The 16806-nt window shown below is 44.9% G+C and carries 17 protein-coding genes; 14 read left to right on the top strand and 3 right to left on the bottom strand.

The features are described 5' to 3' along the window. Nucleotides 1-49: 49 nt before the first annotated feature. The 7 genes from FLB61_RS12355 (at nt 50) to FLB61_RS12325 (ending at nt 8096) form a co-directional block, all read left to right on the top strand. Nucleotides 50-574, top strand: coding sequence for a cysteine hydrolase family protein (locus FLB61_RS12355; RefSeq protein WP_221920365.1), 525 nt, complete (start codon nt 50-52; stop codon nt 572-574). An 83-nt stretch (nt 575-657) separates the two neighbouring features. Further along, nucleotides 658-1329: a GTP pyrophosphokinase gene (locus tag FLB61_RS12350; protein ID WP_087201015.1), complete on the top strand. Its 672-nt coding sequence runs from the start codon at nt 658-660 to the stop codon at nt 1327-1329. Nucleotides 1330-1423: 94 nt separating this feature from the next. Next, complete coding sequence (locus FLB61_RS12345; protein WP_221920364.1) at nt 1424-3559, top strand: DNA topoisomerase III; 2136 nt, start codon at nt 1424-1426, stop codon at nt 3557-3559. 36 nt (nt 3560-3595) lie between these two features. After that, the gene (locus FLB61_RS12340) at nt 3596-4840 is read left to right on the top strand and encodes an aminopeptidase P N-terminal domain-containing protein (protein WP_087211010.1); all 1245 of its coding nucleotides are present in this window, start codon (nt 3596-3598) and stop codon (nt 4838-4840) included. Between the two features lie 46 nt (nt 4841-4886). Continuing rightward, on the top strand, nt 4887-6002 hold the full coding sequence (gene ald, locus FLB61_RS12335; protein ID WP_221920363.1) for an alanine dehydrogenase: 1116 nt from the start codon (nt 4887-4889) through the stop codon (nt 6000-6002). A 136-nt stretch (nt 6003-6138) separates the two neighbouring features. Beyond that, nucleotides 6139-7401, top strand: a complete 1263-nt coding sequence (locus tag FLB61_RS12330; RefSeq protein ID WP_221920362.1) for a PhoH family protein — start codon at nt 6139-6141, stop codon at nt 7399-7401. Nucleotides 7402-7418: 17 nt separating this feature from the next. Continuing rightward, nucleotides 7419-8096 (top strand): HD domain-containing protein, encoded by a 678-nt coding sequence (locus FLB61_RS12325; protein WP_087211015.1) that lies wholly within the window; start codon nt 7419-7421, stop codon nt 8094-8096. 73 nt (nt 8097-8169) lie between these two features. Here the strand turns inward: FLB61_RS12325 and FLB61_RS12320 are convergent, their stop codons facing one another. Further along, on the bottom strand, nt 8170-9045 hold the full coding sequence (locus FLB61_RS12320) for a YitT family protein (protein WP_221920361.1): 876 nt from the start codon (nt 9043-9045) through the stop codon (nt 8170-8172). Nucleotides 9046-9263: 218 nt separating this feature from the next. On the opposite strand from FLB61_RS12320, the gene FLB61_RS12315 reads away from it, so the two are divergent. Genes FLB61_RS12315 through FLB61_RS12285 form a run of 7 tightly spaced genes read left to right on the top strand, consistent with a single transcriptional unit; the run spans nt 9264 to nt 15327 of the window. Then, the gene (locus FLB61_RS12315; protein WP_221920360.1) at nt 9264-10142 is read left to right on the top strand and encodes a substrate-binding domain-containing protein; all 879 of its coding nucleotides are present in this window, start codon (nt 9264-9266) and stop codon (nt 10140-10142) included. 1 nt (nt 10143) lies between these two features. Then, nucleotides 10144-11016, top strand: a complete 873-nt coding sequence (gene pstC, locus FLB61_RS12310) for a phosphate ABC transporter permease subunit PstC (RefSeq protein WP_087200999.1) — start codon at nt 10144-10146, stop codon at nt 11014-11016. Then, a complete protein-coding gene (pstA, locus tag FLB61_RS12305) occupies nt 11009-11839 on the top strand; it encodes a phosphate ABC transporter permease PstA (RefSeq protein WP_246599235.1) in 831 nt (276 codons plus the stop codon). Before pstC ends, pstA begins: the two co-directional genes overlap by 8 nt. Nucleotides 11840-11841: 2 nt before the next feature. Beyond that, the gene (gene pstB / locus FLB61_RS12300) at nt 11842-12594 is read left to right on the top strand and encodes a phosphate ABC transporter ATP-binding protein PstB (RefSeq protein ID WP_087200994.1); all 753 of its coding nucleotides are present in this window, start codon (nt 11842-11844) and stop codon (nt 12592-12594) included. 2 nt (nt 12595-12596) lie between these two features. Next, nucleotides 12597-13277, top strand: a complete 681-nt coding sequence (gene phoU / locus FLB61_RS12295) for a phosphate signaling complex protein PhoU (protein ID WP_087200992.1) — start codon at nt 12597-12599, stop codon at nt 13275-13277. Between the two features lie 2 nt (nt 13278-13279). Further along, entirely contained in the window at nt 13280-13963 is a 684-nt protein-coding gene (locus FLB61_RS12290) for a winged helix-turn-helix domain-containing protein (RefSeq protein ID WP_087200990.1), read from the top strand. Then, on the top strand, nt 13960-15327 hold the full coding sequence (locus tag FLB61_RS12285) for a sensor histidine kinase (protein WP_221920359.1): 1368 nt from the start codon (nt 13960-13962) through the stop codon (nt 15325-15327). The genes FLB61_RS12290 and FLB61_RS12285 overlap by 4 nt, the downstream gene beginning before the upstream one ends. Here FLB61_RS12285 and FLB61_RS12280 read toward each other — a convergent pair. After that, nucleotides 15286-15801, bottom strand: coding sequence for a YitT family protein (locus FLB61_RS12280; protein WP_246599234.1), 516 nt, complete (start codon nt 15799-15801; stop codon nt 15286-15288). The genes FLB61_RS12285 and FLB61_RS12280 overlap by 42 nt on opposite strands. Before the next feature lie 52 nt (nt 15802-15853). Further along, nucleotides 15854-16732, bottom strand: a complete 879-nt coding sequence (locus FLB61_RS12275; protein WP_087200984.1) for a LysR family transcriptional regulator — start codon at nt 16730-16732, stop codon at nt 15854-15856. Nucleotides 16733-16806 lie beyond the last annotated feature (74 nt).

The raw sequence follows: 16806 nt of genomic DNA, 5'->3' as shown, positions 1-16806 counted from the left end.
TAGCGACTTGGTACAATATTTACAAAGACAGGAAAGGAGAGGGAAAATCATGAAAGAACTGCTTGTCGTGGTAGATATACAGAACGATTTTGTGACAGGAAGCCTGGGGACGAAAGAGGCGCAGGAAATCGTCCAGAATGCAAGAAAAAAAATAGAATCCTATGAGCAGGATAACAAGGAAATTGTGTTTACGAGAGACACCCACGAAGAGAACTATTTGATGACACAGGAGGGAAGAAATCTTCCGGTCAAGCACTGCATCCGGGGAACCGAAGGATGGGAAATCATCCCGGAACTCCAGGAGTATACAAAGGGACGCAGGATCTTTGACAAACCGTCCTTTGGAAGCATAGACCTTGCATCATACATACGGGATGGCGGCTATGACCGGGTGGAATTCATCGGGCTTTGTACAGATATCTGTGTCGTTTCCAACGCATTGCTTGTAAAAGCTTATGTTCCGGAAATAACGGTGGCGGCAGATGCTTCCTGCTGCGCCGGAGTCACACCACAGAGCCATGATTCGGCATTATGCACAATGAAAATGTGCCAGATTGAAATAAATTATAAATAATTTATTAAAAACCATTGAAAAAACTGACACCGCACGATAGATTGTGATATACTACGAAAGGAAAATCACTGAGAGGTGGAAGTATGAACCTGAAGAGATATGAGGATGTGGACAGTTGGAAAACCGTCATGTTTCTTTACAATGCAGCTCTGAAAGAAGTAGGTACAAAACTGGAAATACTCAATGATGAGTTTCAGCATGTACATCGCTATAATCCTATCGAGCACATTAAGACGAGGATCAAGACACCGGAAAGTATCGTCAAGAAGTTAAAAAGACAGGGACATGAAAGCTCCATTGAAAATATGGTAAAATATGTAAACGACATTGCCGGAGTGAGATTGATCTGTTCATTTACATCGGATATATACAGGCTGGCTGAGATGATCGGAAACCAGAGCGACCTGAAAGTACTGTCCATTAAAGATTATATCAGACATCCAAAGGAAAGCGGATATAAAAGTTATCATATGCTTGTATCTGTCCCGATCTATCTAACAGATAGCGTGGTAGATACGAAGGTAGAGATCCAGATCCGGACGATTGCCATGGATTTCTGGGCAAGCCTGGAACATAAGATTTACTATAAGTTTGAAGGAAATGCACCGGAATACATAAGCAAAGAGCTGCAGGAATGTGCCAAAATGGTTTCCGAGCTGGACGACAAGATGCTGTCATTAAACGAAGCAATCTTGGCATGCCTGGAGGAAGAAGAAATAAAAAGGAGAGAAGAACTGCTAAGACAAAGAGAGTAGCAGCGCGGTTTTGTATGAAGAGAAAAGGGTATTGCATAATGGCAGTACCCTTTCTTTCTGTCGACTGCCGCAAACCAACGAAATGGAGGGAACAATGAAATCACTTGTAATCGCAGAAAAACCATCCGTGGCAAGAGATATTGCCAGGGTATTGAATTGTAAAAAAAATGGGCAAGGAGCAATCGAAGGGGAAAAGTATATTGTTACCTGGGGTCTTGGACACCTTGTCACTTTGGCAGATCCGGAAGAATATACGGATGCATGGAAAGAGTGGAAGATGGATGTACTCCCGATGATGCCGAAGTATTGGAAGCTGAGCGTCATAAAACAGACGTCCAGACAATATCAGGCAGTGAAAAGCCAGATCCATCGGAAAGAGGTAGGCGAGATCATTATCGCGACGGACGCCGGGCGGGAAGGCGAGTTGGTGGCCAGATGGATCCTGGAAAAAGCAAAAAATACGAAACCTGTCAAGAGACTTTGGATTTCTTCTGTCACAGATAAAGCGATACGGGAAGGATTCAAGGCGCTCAAAGACGGCAGAGAATATCAGAATCTTTACGATGCGGCGGAGGCGAGAGCAGAGGCGGACTGGCTCGTGGGCATCAACGCAACGAGAGCGCTGACATGCAAGTACAATGCACAGTTGTCCTGCGGACGGGTACAGACCCCGACTTTGGCCATGATCGGAAAAAGGGAAGAGGAAATACGGACGTTTGTCCCGAAGGGATATTACGGGATCAAGGTCTATGGGGACGGTATTTGCTTTACATGGCAGGACAGAAAATCCGGTAGCACGAGAAGTTTTGACAAAGACAGGATAGAAAGGATCCTAGAAGAGGTAAGAGGGGAGTCTGTCACTTTGGAAAAAGTGGAGAAGAAAGCGAAAAAAACATATGCTCCGGCTCTTTATGACCTGACAGAACTTCAGAGGGATGCAAACAAACGATTCGGCTTTTCGGCAAAAGAGACATTGAATATTATGCAGCGCTTGTATGAACATCACAAAGTCCTGACATATCCGAGGACGGACTCAAGATATTTAAGTTCCGATATCGTACCGACTTTAAAAGAACGGCTGCAGGCATGCGGCACCGGACCTTACCGGAAGGCGGCATCTGTCCTGATATCCGGCAAGATTAAGGCAAGCAAGCGGTTTGTGGATGACAGCAAAGTGAGCGATCATCATGCCATCATTCCGACGGAACAGTATGTGGATCTTACACATATGACCAATGAAGAACGAAAGATTTACGACCTTGTAGTGAGACGTTTTCTTGCGGTACTTTATCCGCCTGCGGAGTATGAGCAGATCACAGTAAAAGGAACGGCAGCGGGAGAACAATTTGCAGCCAAGGGAGAAAAGATCAAAGAGCAAGGATTCCGGGCGGTATACGAAAACAACGAAACAGAAGACATGGAAGAGGAAGAAATCCGAAACCAGTCTCTTCCGGAACTTCAGGAAGGACAGAAAATCCGGATCACGCGGTGTGAGCGGACAGAAGGAAAGACGAAACCGCCTGCACCATACAATGAAGCCACGCTTCTCACAGCTATGGAAAAAGGCGGACTTGGCACTGTGGCCACAAGGGCGGATATCATTGAAAAACTCTTCCATACATTTTTCATGGAAAAGAAGGGAAACGACCTGTTCATCACTTCCAAAGGAAAACAGCTTTTGAAGCTTGTGCCGGAAGATTTGAAAAAACCGGAACTGACAGCAAAGTGGGAAGAACAGCTTTTGGGTATCTCAAAAGGCAAACGGAAAAAAGGTGCTTTTATGAAAGAAATCAGTCAGTATACAGTTGATCTCATGGAAGATATCCGGACAAACGAGGGAACATTCCGCCATGATAATATGACCAACACAAAATGCCCGCGCTGCGGAAAAAGAATGCTGGCCGTAAACGGAAAAAACAGCAAGATGCTCGTCTGCCAGGACAGAGAATGCGGGTACAAAGAGACAGTATCCCGGACAACGAATGCCAGATGTCCGGTTTGCCATAAGCGGATGGAACTTTATGGTAAAGGTGAAAACCAGACTTTTGTCTGTGCCTGCGGACACAAAGAGAAGATGGCGGCATTTGAGGCGAGGAGAAAAAAGGAAGGGAAAGATGTCAGCAAAAAAGATGTGCAGCGTTATTTAAAACAGCAGAAAAAAGAGGCTGAACAACCTCTTAACAATGCGTTTGCAGTTGCACTTGCAAAGCTTTCCGAATCAGAGCTATAATGAAGACAGAGACTACGACAGGAGGGAATTAGCAAGATGGAGTCAAAGTTTTACAAAGAAAACAGAGAGGCATTGATGAACCAGGTGGAGGACCAAAGTGCAGCAATTTTTTTCAGCGGGCGCGCGATCCGAAAATCCAGCGATGAAGACTATGGATTTTTCGCAAACCGAAATTTTGTCTATCTCACAGGAGTCGAACAAAAAGAGACGATTTTGGTGATGGAAAAGGACGGAGGAAGTGTACGTGAAAAGCTTTATATCCTTCCGCCGGATGCGATGGAAGAGCGCTGGACCGGGCGAAGAATCAAGCCGGAGGAGGCCGAGTCTGTCTCAGAAGTCCACAGTTTTTCCAGCGTGGGAGAGTTTGAGCAGGATTTGAAGGAACTGCTCTCTTCTGGACGGATCCGAAATCTGTATCTGGATATTGACCGTATGAAAGGGCAGTGTATTGACAGTCAGGCGGATCAGCTGGCGGCTTGGATGCTGAAAGAGTATCCGAATATCCAGATTCGGAATGCTCTTCCGATTTTAAAAGAGTTAAGGCTCATCAAAAAACCTTGTGAGATCAAAGCGCTTGAGAAGGCGGAAGAGATCACGAAAGCAGGGATCATAGCTATGATGCAGCACTCAAAACCAGGCATGTATGAATATCAGTACAAAGCAGAATTTGACTATGCGCTGGCACAGCATGGTGTTTTGCAGCCGGGATTCCCATCCATTATCAGTGCCGGAAAAAATAATTTTTGTATCCATTATTATAGCTACAGCGGACAGGCTATGGACGGGGATATCATCCTCAATGATGTGGGAGCTGTCTGGGATCATGAGATCACAGACGTATCCAGAGGATGGCCATGCAACGGGAAATTTACAGAAAGGCAGAAACTTCTCTTTGAATGTCAGTACCGGACATCGGAATACATGTTCCAGATGCTGAAGCCGGGCATCCCGATGAGGGAAGTGGACGCCACGATCCGGAGGTACAACTTTGAACAGCTCAAAGAAGCTGGCGTCTGCAAAAACTATGAAGATATCGGGACGTATATGTGGCATGGAGGTGCGCACCATATCGGATTCGACGTCCATGATATGGTAAATGCAAGAGATGCCATCATCAGACCTGGAATGGTATTCTGTATCGATATTGGTATCTACCATGAAGAGTGGGGGATCGGATTCCGGCTTGAGGACAACTGTCTCATAACAGAAGACGGATGCAGGAATTTATCAAAAGATATTCCGCGGACAGTGGAAGACATTGAAACTGTGATGAGGGGATAGAAAGGAAGCTGCAAACAAGTTCATATCAGAGAAGAGGAGGACAATCATGAAGATCGGCTGCGTGAAAGAAATCAAAAACAGAGAGTATCGTGTAGGAATGATACCGGACAATGTGAAAAGCTATGTGAATGCCGGACATGACGTTTGGATCGAACAAGGGGCAGGGGTCGGATCTGGTTTTTCGGACGAAGAGTACGAAAAGGCAGGAGCCAGACTCTGCGGATCGGCAAAAGAAGTGTGGGACGGCGTGGACATGATGGTCAAAGTCAAAGAACCGCTTCCGGAAGAATATGTGTATTTCCGGAAGGATCTGATTCTCTTTACTTACCTTCATCTTGCAGCGGACAGGCCTCTCACAGATGCCATGCTTGCATCCGGAATGCGGGGATTTGCATATGAGACGCTGATCGAGAAGGACGGAAGCATCCCACTACTGGCGCCGATGAGCCAGATTGCAGGACGCCTGAGCGTCCAGGAAGGAGCAAAATATCTGGAGAAGACATATGGAGGATCCGGTGTTTTGCTTTCCGGAGTGCCAGGTACGCCGAAAGCCAATGTCGTGATACTGGGAGGCGGATCTGTCGGGACCAATTCCTGCAAGATCGCGGTCGGAATGGGAGCAAATGTAACCATCCTGGATATCAATCTGCAGAGACTTGCTTATCTTGATGATATTTTCGGAGCCCGTATTCAGACGCTGGTCAGCACTGATACAAATATCGAAAATGCCATAAAAGATGCAGATCTGGTCATTGGAAGTGTTCTTATCCCGGGAAAAGCGGCGCCTAAGCTTATGAAACGCAAGTATTTAAAAGAGATGAGGCCTGGAAGTGTTATCGTGGATGTGGCAGTGGATCAAGGCGGATGCTGTGAGACGACAAAAGTCACGTACCATGACGACCCGATTTATGAAGTGGATGGAATCGTGCACTATTGTGTAGGAAATATGCCTGGGGCCGTGCCGCGGACATCTACGATCGCCCTTACGAACGCGACACTTCGCTACGGTCTTGCTATTGCGGAGCATGGACTTGAGGAAGCATGCCGGAGAAATCCGGTCATGGCATCAGGGGTCAACACGTACGAAGGAAAACTGACGTGCCGAAATGTGGCAGAAAGCTTTGGACTTCCGTATACTGAACTCCAAAGTCTGATCGGATAGAACATTTTACATAAAATGCATATAGAAAGAAGAAAAACATCCTTGCAAGTTGGGCAAGGATGTTTTTTCTTTTACTAAGAAAGCTTTTTACATACATCTAACATATTATCAAGAGAAGACTTAATACGAATCAAGTATGATAAGGGCGGTCAATGAATTAGAAAAGGGACGCAATGTCCGGGAAGTAATACGATGCCTGGAAGTTCTGAGAAGCAGTGGCAGCCTTGTTGACGGTGTGAGGATGGACAATGGAGGATACTTGCGGGTGGAGAAAAATTATCTGGGTGTGGAACTGCCTCCAGATATGCCGGAGCATAAATCGGACAATCGTATTCTGAAAGTATGCAAAGGACTCAAAGAAAAGAATACAAAAGAAGTGGTCCTTATCACGAAAGATATTCTTCTTCGCATTAAAGCGCAGATATTAGGAATCAAAGCGGAAGATTTTATGACGGATCAAGTGGCAGAACACAAGGAACAGTATCAAGGCAGAACCGAAGTATATGCGAGTGAAGAAGACTTTAAAGAATTCAAGAAAAAAGGAATCCCGACAGAAAAAGTATATTGTGTAGACGAAACAGGAAATATGTATATACCGGAATTGTTCGAGAATGAGTTTCTTATTATCAGAGCAGATCAGTCCAGCAAAAAGACTCATCTGGGAAGAGTGGAAAATGGGATCATACGAAAACTGGAATACCGAAAATCGGAACCGTTTGGGATCAGGCCCAGAAATGTCGGCCAGTACTTTATGCAGGAGGCGTTAATGCAGCCGGCGGAGAAAGCGCCCCTCGTGATTATTAAAGGATCGGCAGGTACAAGCAAGACGTTTTATTCTCTGGCAGTGGGACTGGAAAAAATGATCAACAACCCTACAGGAGAATATCGGAGAATACTTGTATGCAGACCTAATGCACAGTTTGACGATGATATCGGATTTTTGCCGGGAGATGAGCAGGAGAAAATTTCTCCACTGCTGCGGCCGGTGCTGGACAATTTGGAACAGCTTGTCGATTCCGATGAGCGGAAGAGGTATGAAGACGAGAATGAGCTGAAAGATAAGATCGACGAGATGTTTGAAAGAGGGATTATCCAGACTCAGGCACTAAATTTTATCCGAGGACGGTCCATCGCCAAGACATATCTGATCATTGATGAAGCTCAGAATATGACGCCCGCCCAGGTTAAAGGTATTATTACAAGGGCGGGAAAAGAGACGAAAATCGTACTTCTTGGAGATCCCAATCAGATAGACCGGCCGTTTCTGGATGCCCGTACAAACGGAATCAGTTACGCTGCAGAGCATATGAAGGGGAGTCCTTTGTGCTGGCAGATCAGTATGAAACAGACAGAATGTGAGCGTTCTCAACTGGCGATGGATGCAGCAGAAAGATTATAGAGAAAGAAGGAAGTAAATTGGGAAACAGGTACAAGAATGTGACATTTAAAAATGTAAAAGAAAATAAAGAGATTGGCAAGCTGATTGAACACGGAAATCAGGTACTAAAAGCTCTTGGATATACAGAACATTCCAGACAGCATGCGTCGACAGTTGCAAGAAGAGCCGGAAATATACTGGAAAGTTTGGGCTTTGGAAAACGCGAGATTTCTTTGGCAAGAATTGCAGGATACATGCATGATATTGGAAATGGAGTTAATCGTCACAATCATGCTCAGACAGGGGCGGTCATGGCGTATCAGCTTTTGAAAGAGCTTGGGATGCCGATTGAGGAAAGAATTACAGTCATGACTGCCATTGGAAATCACGACGAAGCAACAGGGACAGCAGTGGATGTAGTATCGGCAGCTTTGATTCTGGCGGATAAGACAGATGTAAGGAGAAACAGGGTCCAGAATCAGTTTCCGTCATCTTTTGATCAGCATGACAGAGTCAACTATGCAGTACTGTCATCAAAGTTGGATATAAAAAAAGATAAAAAAGTTATCGAGATGAGTTTGGAGCTGGACGACAGTATGTGTACTGTCATGGATTATTTTGAAATTTTTTTGGATCGGATGCTTATGTGTAAAAGGGCGGCGGAAGTACTTGGCTGCCGTTTTAAGCTGACCGCAAATGAGAGCAAGTTATGCTGATAGCAAATAGCGGAATACAGCAGATGAAAGATCAGGAAAGTTAATCATGTAAAATTAAAAACGGCTGTGTTTTTCACAGCCGTTTTTCAAAGTTCCCATCTACAGAGCAGCCTTCTGTAAAAATCATGAAGGCGTTAGGATCAATGGATTTTACAATCTGTTTGAGTTCGTTCACTTCATATTTGGAGATCATGACAAATAAAATATAGGAAGTCTCGTTTGTGTAGGCTCCTGCGCCGTCCCAGTTGGTTACTCCGCGCCCCATACCGTCCATGATGGCCTTTGAGATGCCGAGCTTTTTGGTAAAGATCATGACACTCATATTGATGTTCTGGATATGTACCCTGTCGCATGCCACGGAGTAAATGACACCGTAGATGAGAGAGTAGATCACGATCATCAGATCAAACAGGCAGAGGCAGACTCCGTATACGAAGAAATTGATGATCAGAGACATCTTTCCTACACTGAAGTTGCGGAATTTCTTTGTGAAATACAGTCCAAGGATGTCCTGTCCGCCTCCGGAGCTTCCCCCTCTTAGCACAAAGCCTGATCCGACTCCGGATATGAGACCGCCGATGATACATGCCGTAAGATAATCCTCTATAATAGGTTCCTTTGGAACCGGGATCAGCGTAAGTGCCGCAGTCTGAACGACAATCGTGATCATTGTGCGGAAGAAAAATCCTCGTCCCATCTTCCATGCAAGGAAGATCAGCGGAATGTTCAAAAGAAAGTAGATGATACCTGCGATGTCGGTCTGTCCAAAAGAAAGATGAAATACGGAAGACAGAAATGTACGGATGAGCTGTGCGATACCCATGAATCCTCCGTTGTAAAGTGCCAGAGGAGTAATAAAAAGATTGACTCCTGCAGCAAAAAGGATACATCCGGCCAGAGCGTAGGCTGTGCTGATGACAGTTTGCTTTTTTGACTTTGTAAAAGCCATACTCTTTTCCCCCTTTAATATGTTAAAACCAATCTTTTTCCATTCTAGCATTGCGCAGTACTGATGACAAGTATTGTTTTAAAAATAACGGGGAATGATATTTTACATAGATTTAACTAAAAGACGAAAGAAGATTTAACATTACTCGTGTATGATATGCCTGTCGACAAGGAAAACAAAGAAAATGTTAAAAATCGAATTAAAGGGAGAGAAAAAATATGAAATTTAAGAAAATCGCAGCAGTTATGGCAGCAGCAGTAATGGTAATGTCTTTCGCAGCAGGATGCGGAAGCAGCGATGAAGGAAATAGTGCAGGAGGCGCAAACATTTCTGTAATTTCCCGTGAAGAAGGTTCCGGTACAAGAGGAGCGTTCGTAGAACTTTTTGGAGTAGAGGAAGAAGTTGACGGAGAAAAGGTAGACCAGACAACAACAGATGCGACGGTAACAAACAATACATCTGTAATGCTCACAACAGTGTCAGGAGATGAAAATGCGATCGGCTATGTATCTCTCGGATCTCTCAATGACGATGTAAAGGCAGTGAAGATTGACGGTGCAGAAGCGACAGCAGACAACATCAAAAATGGTTCTTACAAAGTATCCCGTCCGTTCAATATTGTGACAAAAGATGGTGTCAGTGAAGAAGCTCAGGATTTTATCAACTTTATTTTAAGCAAACAGGGTCAGGAAGTTGTGGCAGAAGAAGGATATATCCCGCTTGATACAACGACAGAATATGCAGCAAGCGGTGTGAGCGGAAAAGTGGCAGTATCCGGATCTTCTTCTGTATCTCCGGTAATGGAAAAACTTGCTGAAGCATATCAGGCATTAAACCCGGATGCAGACATCCAGATCCAGACAAGCGACTCCACAACAGGAGTGACAGATGCCATTAATGGAACAAGCGATATCGGTATGGCGTCCAGAGAACTCAAAGATTCTGAAACATCTCAGGGAGCTGTTGGAACAGTCATTGCAACAGACGGTATTGCAGTCATCGTAAATAACGCAAACAGCGTGGATGATCTCACGGTAGATCAGGTAAAAGGAATCTTCACAGGTAAAACACTTACATGGGATGAGGTAACAAAATAATATGAAGAACTGGAAAGAAAAGGGCATGCAGGGAGTATTTCTCCTTGCTGCCTGTGCGTCTATTTTGGCGGTAGCGCTGATCTGCATTTTCTTATTTGCAAATGGTATTCCGGCAATGAAAGAGATCGGTTTTCTTGATTTTCTGACAGGACAGACATGGAGACCGGGCAATAATATATACGGTATTCTCCCATTTATACTGGGAAGTATTTATGTCACAGCCGGAGCAATCATAATTGGCGTTCCGATTGGTATTTTTACATCTGTATTTATGGCTCATTATTGTCCGAAGAAGATCTATCCGGTATTAAAATCCGCCACGGAACTTCTGGCCGGGATTCCGTCTGTTGTTTACGGATTTTTCGGGCTCGTTGTCATTGTACCTCTTGTTCGTGACTATATTAATACACACGGCATTCGGGGAAATGGTGGGAACAGTATGCTGGCTGCGTCTATCATCCTTGGGATTATGATTCTTCCGACTATCATCGGAGTGACAGAATCCAATATGAGAAGTGTGCCGGAACAGTATTATGAAGGTTCTCTTGCACTTGGTGCTACAAAGGAGCGAACAATCTTCCGTATTGTGATTCCAGCGGCAAAGTCTGGTGTGATCGCCGGAGTCGTGCTTGGAATCGGCCGTGCTATTGGAGAGACAATGGCTGTTATCATGGTAGCCGGCAACCAGCCGCAGATGCCGCAGGGTATTTTCCGCGGACTTCGTACGATGACGACTAATATTGTTATGGAAATGGGATATGCAGCGGATCTTCACAGAGAAGCGTTGATCGCAACAGCTGTTGTACTCTTTGTGTTCATTCTTATCATCAATCTCTGTGTATCCTTGTTAAACAGGAGGAATGACAATGACTAAGGGAAGAAAAATAGAAAGCATCATACTGAAAATACTTGTGTATGCAGCCGCAGTCATTACGTTTGTTGTGCTTTTATTCCTGCTGGCCTATATTCTGATCAATGGACTTCCGCACATTAAACCGGAACTTTTTGCATTGGAATACACGACTGAAAATGCATCGCTGATGCCGGCACTTATCAATACAGTTATTATGACACTGCTTTCTCTGATCATTGCAGTACCTTTTGGTATTTTTTCTGCTATCTTTCTTGTGGAATATGCGAAAAAAGGAAACCGTTTTATCGGCCTGATCCGTCTTACTACAGAGACGCTTTCCGGTATTCCGTCCATCGTATATGGTTTGTTCGGTATGTTGTTTTTCGTTACAGCTCTTGGATGGGGATACTCGATCTTGGCAGGTGCATTTACTATGTCTATCATGATCCTTCCGCTGATCATGAGAACGACAGAAGAAGCGTTGAAGTCTGTTCCGGATACATACCGGGAAGGAAGTTTTGGACTTGGGGCAGGCAAACTGCGTACCATTTTCCGAATTGTACTGCCGTCCGCAATTCCAGGTATCATGGCAGGTGTCATCCTTGCTATCGGGCGTATCATGGGAGAGACGGCTGCGCTGATGTATACATCTGGTACGGTTCCTGATATGGCGAAGACGCCGATGGATGCCGGACGTACACTGGCACTTCACATGTACAATCTTTCCAGTGAAGGATTATATATGGATCAGGCATACGCGACTGCGGTCATTCTGCTTATACTGGTAGTTGGAATGAACACATTATCTGCATTTGTTGCGAGAAAACTTACAAAGGGGAAATAACGATGGGCAAAATTGATATAAAGGACATGGATTTGTTTTATGGCAGTTTTCAGGCGCTGAAAAATGTGAATCTGGAAATTGAGGCAAATAAGATCACGGCATTCATTGGGCCGAGCGGATGTGGAAAATCGACGCTTTTGAAATCGCTTAACAGAATGAATGACCTTGTGGAAGGATGCAGGATCCAGGGGAAAATCCTTCTGGACGGGCAGGATATATATGCAAAGTCAACAGATGTAAATACGCTTAGAAAGCGTGTGGGGATGGTTTTCCAGAAACCGAACCCGTTCCCGATGAGCATTTACGACAATATTGCTTACGGGCCTCGTACACACGGTATCCATTCCAAATCCAAATTGGATGATATCGTAGAGAAGTCACTTCGGAATGCGGCAATCTGGGATGAAGTAAAAGACAGATTGAAAAAAAGCGCTCTTGGCATGTCCGGCGGACAGCAGCAGAGACTTTGCATCGCAAGAGCATTGGCGGTAGAGCCGGAAGTGCTTCTTATGGATGAGCCGACATCCGCGCTGGATCCGATCTCCACGTCTAAGATCGAAGACCTTGCGGCAGACCTCAAAAAAGATTATACTATTGTTATGGTTACACATAACATGCAGCAGGCAGTGCGTATTTCGGATAACACAGCGTTCTTCCTGCTTGGAGAAATGATCGAGTACAATAATACGGAAAAATTATTCTCTATCCCGTCCGACAAAAGAACAGAAGATTATATTACAGGGAGGTTCGGTTAAGAATGAGAAACAAATTCGATATGCAGCTTGATTCTCTGAAAGAACAGCTGATCCATATGGGCGAACTTTGTGAGATCGCCATCACAAAGGCCACAGAGGCGATCCTGGAAGGAAAAGAAGAGCAGGCAAGAGAGGTAATTCTGGCAGATGAAGAGATCGATCAGGCAGAAAAAGATATTGAGCGTCTTTGTCTGAAGCTGCTCTTACAGCAGCAGCCGGTTGCAAAAGATCTGCGCCAGATTTCCGCAGCTCTCAAGATGATCACTGATATGGAGCGAATCGGAGATCAGGCATCCGACATCGCAGAGATTTTGCTTACAGCAAAGCTTGGAAAGGCAAAACCGAATGAAGATATCGGTGTCATGGCACAGGCAACAGCGAAGATGGTAACAGAAAGTGTTCAGGCATACGTGGATCAGAACATGATGCTGGCTAAAAAGGTCATGCTGGCAGATGATGAAGTTGATAGACTGTTTGAAAAAGTAAGACAAGAAATCATTGATTATATCGCAAAAGGAAACGGAGAAGAAGGCGCGGAAGCCATCGATCAGATCATGGTTACAAAATATCTGGAACGTATCGGCGATCATGCGACCAACATTGCGGAGTGGGTAGAATTTTCTATCACAGGAAACCACCACGGAGCTCAGGCTATTCATGACAGAGAGAAAGCAGGAGAATAGAAATGATCTATTGTGTAGAAGATGACAGAAATATCAGGGAGCTGGTAGTATACACATTATCGAGTACTGGAATGGAAGCAGAAGGGTTTGAAGACGGAGAGGTTTTTTTTAAAGCTTTGGCAGAGCGTCTGCCAGAGCTTATTTTGCTCGACATCATGCTGCCAGGGGAAGATGGTTTAACCATTCTGAAAAAGCTCAAAGAAGACAAAAAGACAAGAGATATTCCAGTCATTATGGTTACTGCAAAAGGTGCGGAATACGACAAAGTGTCCGGACTCGACAGCGGGGCAGATGACTATGTGGCCAAACCGTTTGGTATGATGGAGCTGATTTCGAGGATCAAAGCAGTTTTACGAAGGACAAAGAAAAAAGAAGAGGCAGAGCTTTTGAGAGCCGGAAAGATTACCATAAATGAAAGAAAGCATGAGGTGGAAGTGGAGGGAAAAAGTGTAAGCCTCACACTGAAAGAATACGAAATGCTAAAAAGACTGATCCACAATAAAGGGATCGTACTCACGAGAGACCGGCTTTTGGAAGAAATCTGGGGATATGATTTTGATGGAGAGACGAGGACGGTGGACGTCCATATACGGACGCTGAGACAGAAACTGGGGACAGCCGGCGAGGTTATTGAGACAGTAAGAGGTGTCGGATACCGTATTACCGACGGGCAGGGAGAAGAATGAGAAAAAAGATTCAGAGAAATATGATTTTTATGATTGCCCTTACCTTACTTGCAGCTTATGCGTTTCTGATCGTGATCATATATAACCATACCCTTCAGATCATGGAAAACGATGCGAGGCAGGAAGCAAAGTACATAAAGACAGCAATCGACATATCCGGAAGCGGTTATTTAAAGGAAATGGATGCAGCTAACACGGCTACGCGAGTCACTCAGATCGCTCCGAACGGAGAGGTGCTTTATGATTCCAACGGACATGAAAAGGTGGATGAAAACCACAGAAACCGAAAAGAAGTAAAAGAGGCGCTGGAAAGTGGGCATGGACAAGATACAAGGGTGTCGGATACAGTGGGGGAAGAGCTTTTTTACTACGCGCTTCTCCTGGATGACGGGACGGTGCTCCGCGTGGCAAAGCCGATGGACAGCGTGAGCCGTACAGCGGTTGACATCCTGCCGTACATGGCTCTGATTGCGGCAGTGCTGATCGTGGTAGCCTGGCGTCTTTCCAAATGGCTTGCCATTCGTCTGGTAAGGCCGATCAATGAGCTGGATCTGGAGCATCCGATTGAGAACGAGGTGTACGATGAGCTCACACCTCTGCTGCTCAGCATGGAAAGCCAGAGAAAAGAGAAGGAAAAGAACGAGCGGATGAGAAGGGAATTTTCAGCCAATGTTTCTCACGAATTGAAAACGCCCCTCACTTCCATATCCGGGTATGCTGAGATCATGAAAAGCGGGCTTGTGAAGGCGGAAGACATGCCGGGATTTGCAGAACGCATCTATAAAGAGGCAAGCCGGCTGATCGTCCTTGTGGAAGATATCATCAAATTGTCCAAGCTGGATGAAGGCGGAGTAGGGCTGGAACACGAAAGAGTGGATCTTTATTCGATCTGCGAGGATACGATTTCCAGGCTGGAACGTATGGCAGAGAGGCACCATGTGTCTATGGAACTCAACGGCGAACCGGTCTATTATGAGGGAGTGTATCGTGTACTGGACGAGATGATCTGGAATATTTGTGAAAATGCCGTGAAGTACAACAAAGATGGCGGAAGCGTCAAAGTATGGGTCGGAAATACACTGGAAGGGCCTAAAGTCATCGTAAAAGACACTGGAATCGGGATTCCTCAAGAAGAGATCGAGCGGATATATGAACGGTTTTACCGGGTAGACAAAAGCCACTCCAAGGAAACAGGAGGAACAGGTCTTGGATTGTCCATCGTCAAACATGGGGCGGCTATGCATCAAATCCGGATCAAGACAGAAAGTAAAGTTGGAAAAGGAACGACGATTACGCTGCTTTTTTCAAAAAATGATTTAAAGTCAGAGACTGGGGGAAGTAAATCCAATCCCCATGAGGATTGATATCATTCTATATGCAAATAATCCGAAAAGCAATACGCACACGTTGATCGTATACATGCAAAGTGCGATATTGACTTTCGGATTTTTTTTATTCAGGATCAGTGCGATGACATCAAAACCGACAGCAGTGGACTTGGCGCTGATGCAGAAATAATATCCGATCCCCACAAGCACACCGGCAATTACCGTGCACAAGATCGGATTCATCACAAGGTACAGACCTGTGTCATGAAAGATGGAAAAGAAAACAAGATAGCAAATACAGCTCAGGATCGTACCGGTAAAATAGGTTTTCCCAAGAAAAATGTAGCAGCAGATCAAGAGCAGGATGGTAATAAAGTCTACAAAATAGGTAATGGGAATGGAGGAGAACTCTTCCAAAACCATAGAAAAACTCGTGACTCCTCCGTTTACGATCTTGTTTGGCACCGTAATAAAAGCGTACGCACCGGTAATCAGGATATTTCCAAACATGATTTTCAAAACTCTTTTTATATTTATTTTAGTAAACAGATTTTTCATTTTTTTATTTTTTCCATTCTTCAAAAAGTGTGTGGTATCGGGAAGAAAACATGCTTCCCTTCTGCCAGATCAGAGTGAAATCGTGAGTGACAGAGAAGTCCTCTGGTGTGATATCAAAAAGTGTCCCATTTTTCAGTTCTTCCTCGACTGCGCACCGGTAAACAAAAGTGATGCCAAGGCCGGCAGTCACAAGAGACTTCAGCGCGTGGATATTTCCGATCTCGGAGATGCCCGAAAAATCTGAGAAAGAAAGATTCCGGGCAGTCAAATACTTCTCCAGGATCTCCCTTGTGCCTGATCCGGCTTCCCGGATAATGAGTTTTTGACCAAGAAGATCACGGACAGTGGCAGGACGTTCGCCGTGCGGAAGAGGACTTCCGGAGACGGCGATATATGGTTCGGAGGAGAAGGTAAGGTAGTCGTACTGTGTCTTGTCAAAATAACCTTCCACCAAGGCAAAGTCGATCTCGCCGTCCGATATACGGGAAAGTAGTTCATGAGTGTTGGCTGTGATCATCGTGAGAGTCGTGTCGGGATGCCGTTTTTGATAAGAAATCAAAAATTGAGGCATGACGAATTCCCCGATCGTCAGTGTGACTCCGAAGACAACAGAAGGCTGCTGTTTTTCCATGGCGGCAAGTGTCTCCTTCAGATAGATCTGATCGTGGCTCAAAGTCGTAAAAGCATGGAAAAGATAGTTCCCGGTTTCTGTCAGCACAGGGCGTTTCCCTTGGAAAGAAAAAAGCCGGGTACCGTAGTATTCTTCAATATAGCGGATATGCTGTGAGACAGCAGGTTGCGTGATGTGCAGACTTTCCGCTGCTTTTGTGAAGTTCATGTATTTGCACACTTCGAGAAAGGTATATATGCGAAAGTCAAGCATGTGCTTCCTCCTTTTTCGGTTCTTTGTATGGCAATTATAACTTATTATTATGAAAAGATAAATATATATAATTT

Origin of the sequence: Sellimonas caecigallum, from assembly GCF_019754295.1 — a bacterium.
Classification (GTDB): domain Bacteria; phylum Bacillota; class Clostridia; order Lachnospirales; family Lachnospiraceae; genus Sellimonas; species Sellimonas caecigallum.
This window is presented reverse-complemented; position numbering and strand designations above follow the sequence as displayed.

What these genes read in the sequence shown, in the direction of transcription:
- pstB (WP_087200994.1), top strand. Translation starts at nt 11,842, where the DNA reads ATGGGCAAAATTGATATAAAGGACATGGATTTGTTTTATGGCAGTTTT.
- pstA (WP_246599235.1), top strand. Translation starts at nt 11,009, where the DNA reads ATGACTAAGGGAAGAAAAATAGAAAGCATCATACTGAAAATACTTGTG.
- FLB61_RS12315 (WP_221920360.1), top strand. Translation starts at nt 9,264, where the DNA reads ATGAAATTTAAGAAAATCGCAGCAGTTATGGCAGCAGCAGTAATGGTA.
- FLB61_RS12285 (WP_221920359.1), top strand. Translation starts at nt 13,960, where the DNA reads ATGAGAAAAAAGATTCAGAGAAATATGATTTTTATGATTGCCCTTACC.
- FLB61_RS12275 (WP_087200984.1), bottom strand. Translation starts at nt 16,732, where the DNA reads ATGCTTGACTTTCGCATATATACCTTTCTCGAAGTGTGCAAATACATG.
- phoU (WP_087200992.1), top strand. Translation starts at nt 12,597, where the DNA reads ATGAGAAACAAATTCGATATGCAGCTTGATTCTCTGAAAGAACAGCTG.
- FLB61_RS12340 (WP_087211010.1), top strand. Translation starts at nt 3,596, where the DNA reads ATGGAGTCAAAGTTTTACAAAGAAAACAGAGAGGCATTGATGAACCAG.
- FLB61_RS12330 (WP_221920362.1), top strand. Translation starts at nt 6,139, where the DNA reads ATGATAAGGGCGGTCAATGAATTAGAAAAGGGACGCAATGTCCGGGAA.
- ald (WP_221920363.1), top strand. Translation starts at nt 4,887, where the DNA reads ATGAAGATCGGCTGCGTGAAAGAAATCAAAAACAGAGAGTATCGTGTA.
- FLB61_RS12290 (WP_087200990.1), top strand. Translation starts at nt 13,280, where the DNA reads ATGATCTATTGTGTAGAAGATGACAGAAATATCAGGGAGCTGGTAGTA.
- FLB61_RS12320 (WP_221920361.1), bottom strand. Translation starts at nt 9,045, where the DNA reads ATGGCTTTTACAAAGTCAAAAAAGCAAACTGTCATCAGCACAGCCTAC.
- FLB61_RS12355 (WP_221920365.1), top strand. Translation starts at nt 50, where the DNA reads ATGAAAGAACTGCTTGTCGTGGTAGATATACAGAACGATTTTGTGACA.
- pstC (WP_087200999.1), top strand. Translation starts at nt 10,144, where the DNA reads ATGAAGAACTGGAAAGAAAAGGGCATGCAGGGAGTATTTCTCCTTGCT.
- FLB61_RS12350 (WP_087201015.1), top strand. Translation starts at nt 658, where the DNA reads ATGAACCTGAAGAGATATGAGGATGTGGACAGTTGGAAAACCGTCATG.
- FLB61_RS12280 (WP_246599234.1), bottom strand. Translation starts at nt 15,801, where the DNA reads ATGTTTGGAAATATCCTGATTACCGGTGCGTACGCTTTTATTACGGTG.
- FLB61_RS12345 (WP_221920364.1), top strand. Translation starts at nt 1,424, where the DNA reads ATGAAATCACTTGTAATCGCAGAAAAACCATCCGTGGCAAGAGATATT.